Annotated in this window: 3 protein-coding genes; 2 read left to right on the forward strand and 1 reads right to left on the reverse strand. The window is 69.1% G+C overall.

Annotated features, from left to right (window positions below):
- The first annotated feature begins 203 nt into the window (after nucleotides 1-203).
- Nucleotides 204-1634, forward strand: coding sequence for an aldehyde dehydrogenase family protein (locus FW784_RS12530; protein WP_149353673.1), 1431 nt, complete (start codon nucleotides 204-206; stop codon nucleotides 1632-1634).
- A gap of 5 nt (nucleotides 1635-1639) precedes the next feature.
- On the opposite strand, the gene FW784_RS12535 is transcribed toward FW784_RS12530, so the two are convergent.
- Entirely contained in the window at nucleotides 1640-4588 is a 2949-nt protein-coding gene (locus FW784_RS12535) for a bifunctional diguanylate cyclase/phosphodiesterase (protein ID WP_149353674.1), read from the reverse strand.
- A 135-nt stretch (nucleotides 4589-4723) separates the two neighbouring features.
- Between FW784_RS12535 and FW784_RS12540 the strand changes: the two genes are divergently transcribed.
- Nucleotides 4724-5011: sigma-70 family RNA polymerase sigma factor (locus tag FW784_RS12540; RefSeq protein ID WP_149353675.1), on the forward strand; the 288-nt coding region annotated here is incomplete at its 3' end.

The following is a 5011-nucleotide window of genomic DNA, read 5'->3' on the forward strand; positions in this document are numbered from 1 at the left end:
GGGCGATGCCGTCACGGCACGGGTCGGCGACGGCGACCTGCACCTGCGTGTCGAGGCATGCGCGAGTCGCGACTGACGCGAAGTCGCAAGCGCCGGTGCGTCGCGCCACGTCCGCGCGACGGGTGCCGCAGCCCCCAGCCGGCGATCCGATCCACCGCAGGGACGGATGTGCCTGCGGCCCAACGTTCCAGCCGAGGTGTGCAATGACGCAGCGGTATCCGATCTACATCGCCGGCAACCCCGTGACGGGCGACGCATGGCTCGACGTCACCGACAAGTACAGCGGCGACGTCGCCGCGCAGGTGGCGCATGCCGACGCCTCGCATGTCGAGCAGGCGATCGCAGCGGCACACGGAGCGCGCGCCGCCATGGCGGCATTTCCGCCGGACGCCCGTCGCGACGTGCTGGAACACTGCGCGCGGCGCTTCGCCGAGCGACGCGACGAACTCGCCGGGCTTCTCTGCACCGAAGCCGGCAAGCCCATCCGCGACTCGCGCGGCGAAGTGGACCGCCTGATCGATACGTTCCGAATCGCCGCCGGCGAGGCCACGCGCATCGGCGGCGAGGTGCTCGAAATGCAGGTATCGCCACGCGCCCGCGGCTTTCGCGGGATGACGCGGCGCGTGCCGATCGGTGCGTGCAGCCTGATCACGCCCTTCAACTTCCCGCTCAACCTCGTCGCGCACAAGGTGGCGCCGGCGATCGCCGCGGGTTGCCCGTTCGTCCTGAAGCCCTCCGAACGCACGCCGCTGGGCGCACTCGTGATCGGCGAGGTGCTGGCCGAAACGGACCTGCCACGCGATGCCTGGTCGGTGGTCGTCTGCGACACCACGACATCCGCGCCGCTGGTCGACGACCCGCGCATCGCGTTCATGAGCTTCACCGGCGGTCCGGTCGGCTGGGACCTGCGCGCACGTGCCGGACGCAAGAAAGTGGCATTGGAACTCGGCGGCAACGCGGCGTGCATCGTCGACGAAGACCCCGGCGTGCCGTTCGATCACCTGGTCAAGCGGCTGGTCTTCGGCGCTTACTACCAGAGCGGCCAGAGCTGCATCAGCGTGCAGCGGATCATCGCGCACGCATCGATCGTCGACCGGCTGACGCAGGCGCTGGCGGTGGCCGTGCGCGCGCTCAGGACAGGGGATCCGCACGACGAGCACACCGACATCGGCCCCGTGATCGATGCGGCCGCCGCCGATCGGCTGGTGGAGTGGATCGAGGAAGCGCGCGCCGCCGGGGGGCGCGTCCTCGTCGAAGGCCGGCGCGACGGCACGATGTTGGCGCCATGGCTGCTCGCCGACGTCCCGAACTCCGCGCGGCTGTATCGCGAAGAAGCTTTCGGGCCGGTCGCCCTGATCGAGTCGGTGCCGTCGTTCGACGCTGCCATCGACCGCGCCAACGACTCCCGGTACGGCCTGCAATGCGGCGTGTTCACGGCGCGCCTCGATCATGCGATGCGTGCATGGGATCGCCTCGACGTGGGGGGCGTGGTCGTAGGCGATGTACCGAGCGTGCGCGTCGACAACATGCCCTACGGCGGCGTCAAGGATTCCGGCGTCGGCCGAGAAGGCGTGCGTTCCACGATCGCGGAGATGACCGAAGTGCGACTGCTCGTGCTGCGCGATCCGCCTTAGCGAACTCAGCCTGCAAGGATTTCCAGCGGTTCCACCGACTCGACCAGCTCCGGCAGCGGTCGCCCGTACAGGTAGCCCTGCCCCAGCGTGCATCCCAGTTCCCTGACCAGACGCTGCTGGTGCAGGCTCTCGATGCCTTCTGCCACCGTCTGGATACCCAGCGAACCGGCGAGCGCCTGGATCGCGCGGACCACCGCTTCGCTCTCCACGCGCGTCTCGCTGCCCAGGCCCGCGATGAAGCTCTGGTCGATCTTCAGGCATTCGATCGGGAAACGATGCAGGTAACTCAGTGCCGAAAACCCGGTGCCGAAGTCGTCGAGCTGCGCGAGCACGCCGTGGCCGCGCAGGTGCTTGAGCATGTTCAGCACCCGCGGTGCTTCATCGAGCAATGCCACCTCGGTGATCTCGATGCGCAGGCGGTGCGGGTCCGCCTTCGCCTTGTCCATCAGCCGCAGCAGGCGCTCTGCGAACGCGCTGTCGCGGAAATGGCGCGGCGAGACATTGACCGAGATGTAGCCGCCCGACGAATGCGCGATGCGGTCCGCGACCTGCGCATACACGAGCCAGTCGACTTCCTCGATCAGGGAGCTGTTCTCGCCGACGTTGACGAACGAGGCCGGTGTCAGCAGCCCGCCGCTTGCGTGGCTCCAGCGCAACAGCGCCTCGTGGCCCACGACGCTGCGGTCTGTGAGGCGGACGATCGGCTGGTAGAACGCCATGAAACCGTCGCCGTTGATCGCACGCCGAAGGTCGGCCTCGAGGTCGAGGATGCGCATCGCCTCCTCCCGCATCGCCTCGTCGAAGGTCGCCCAGCGCCCGCGCCCCGCGGCCTTGGCGCGATACATCGCGGCGTCGGCGTCGCGCAGCAGTTCGGCGCCGCCGCGATAGCGCGGATGCCACAGCGCGATGCCGATGCTCGCCGACGGAAAGACCTCGCGCCCGGCCACCCACCAGGGCTGGCCCAGCACTTCGAGGATGCGGCTCGCGAGCCGTTCGACGGTGGCCACGCCATCGAGGTCATGCACCAGCACCGCGAATTCGTCGCCGCCGAGGCGAGCGACGGCGTCGCCCGGGCGAACGCATGATGCGATGCGGCGCGACGCCTCCATCAGCAGTTCGTCACCCGCCGAATGGCCTGCGCTGTCGTTGATCAGCTTGAAACGGTCGAGGTCGAGGTACAGCACCGCGAACAGTCGGTGCGGCAACGCCTGCGTCTGCTCGATCGCCTCGCTCAGGCAGTCGATCAGGTGCGTGCGGTTGGGCAAGCCGGTGAGCGAGTCGTGTCGCGCCTGGTGCGTAAGCCGCTGCTCCGCGCGCAGGCGCTCGCCGATCTGCGCGACCAGTTCGCGATTGGTGCGCGCCAGTTCGCGCGTGCGCGCTTCCACGCGTTGCTCGAGCTCGGTATGCGCCAGCAGCAGGCGTTCCTGTCCGCGCTTGCGTTCCAGCCCGATGCCGATGTGGTGCGCGACGAAGACGAGCAGTTCCTGGTCGCGCCCGGTGAAGACGATGTCCTCGGAGTAGCTCTGAACCGCGATGACGCCGACAGCCTGGTCCTCGCGCCATAGCGGCACGCCGAGCCAGCAGGTTGCCAGCGAGCCGCGACTGATCAGTTCGCCTTCGCGGCCGAGCTCTTCGATCTCGCTGCGGCGGACCAGCAACGGGTAACGCCGCGTGATCACGTACTCGGTCAGGCCGAAGCCGAGTGCACGCGCACTGCGGCGCCCGTCGCGCTCGTCGATCGAGTACGGGAATTCGAGGCGTTCGCCGTCCTCCGAAATCATCGCGATGTAGAAGTTGCGCGCGTACAGCAGCTCACCGACGATCGAATGCACTTCGCGATAGAAGACGTCGAGCGACGGCGCGCTGATCGACAACTCGGCGATCCGGAACAGCGCGCTCTGCAGCTTTTCGGCGCGCTGGCGTTCGTCGATTTCCGCCTGCAGTTCGTGGTTCAGGCGTTCCAGCGCGTGCGTGCGCTCCTGCACGCGCGACTCCAGCTCACCGCGCGCGAAGTGGCGCTCCAGCGCCGTCAGGATGTGCTGCGCCACGAACGCGAGCAGCGCGCGTTCCTCCTCGCCGTAGACGTTCGCACGGTCGTAGCTCTGCACCACGATCGCGCCGCGAACGCGGTCGTCGCGGCACATGGGCACGCCCAGCCAGTCCTCGCTGTCCGGGCCGTGCGAGATGTCGGCCGGCACACCCAGCTGTTCGCGCGCCGAAGCCGACGTGCCGCGCACCGGCTCGCCGTGACGCAGCAACGCGAGCGTCAGGCTGTTGGGGACCTCGCGCGCGTGGATCACGCGATCGGGTTCGGCCACCCAGTCGTCGCGCTCGTCGGCGAAGTAGACGAAGCGCAGCGTCTCGTCGGCCTCGTCGAACAGCACGATGTAGAAGTTGGCGGCATACATCAACCCGCCGATCACGTGGTGCACCATGCGCAACATGGCCGAGAGCTCGATGCCCGAGCCGGCCAGGTCGGCAATTTCGTACAGCGCCTGTTGCAGGCGCTCGGACTTCTCGAGCGCGTCGGCGCGACGCTGCAGGCGCTCGGCCTCGATGTGCGCGACCACCAGCGCACGCGCCATGTCCGTCCACGTCATGCGTACGTCGGCATCGATGGTTCCGGCGAAGCGCGCGACCACCGCGCCGTGCCGGCCGCCCGGCAATGCCCATCGCTCGATCAGCGGCTCGTCGGGCATGGCATCGCCGGCGAGCGCCTGGGCGAGCGATTGCGCGGCGCCGTTTTCGTCATTGTCATTCGATGCGCAGACGATCACGCCTTCGCGGTCGCGCCAGCCGACGCAGACCTGGGATTCGATCGGAAGCGCAGCCTCCAGCGCAGCGACGAGATCGCGCCTGCGCGCGCGTCGCGTCGCACTGTCGGCTGGATCGGGCTTCCGCAATGCCGCCTCCCCACTGCTCGCCCGGATGACCGGACCCTCGGCCCGCCGCATCGCCGGTCGGACCCCTTCCCGCCATGGCGGGCGCACCGGTCCGAGAATACGGGATCGACGCGCGGTTTGAGGACTTGCGGGCCCTGCGCGTCGCGGGGCTGTACCGCGTCGGGCCCGCCCCGTACCCTCCCGGCGATGGATGGTACGGCCGCTTCAACCGACGACGAACTGATGCGGGCCTGGGCCGCGGGCGACGTGCGGGCGTTCGAGCAGCTGTACGGCCGCCACAAGGGGCCGCTCTACCGGTTCCTTTTGCGCCAGCTGCGCAATCCGGCCACCACCGACGAAATCTTCCAGGACGTCTGGCAGCGGGTGGTCGCCGCGCGCGACGGGTGGCGGCCGGACGCCGCGTTCAGCACGTGGCTCTACCGGATCGCCCACAATCGCGTGGCCGACCACTGGCGGGCCGCCAGCCACCGGCCG

The sequence above is a fragment of the Cognatilysobacter lacus genome, from assembly GCF_008274655.1.
Classification (GTDB): Bacteria; Pseudomonadota; Gammaproteobacteria; order Xanthomonadales; family Xanthomonadaceae; genus Cognatilysobacter; species Cognatilysobacter lacus.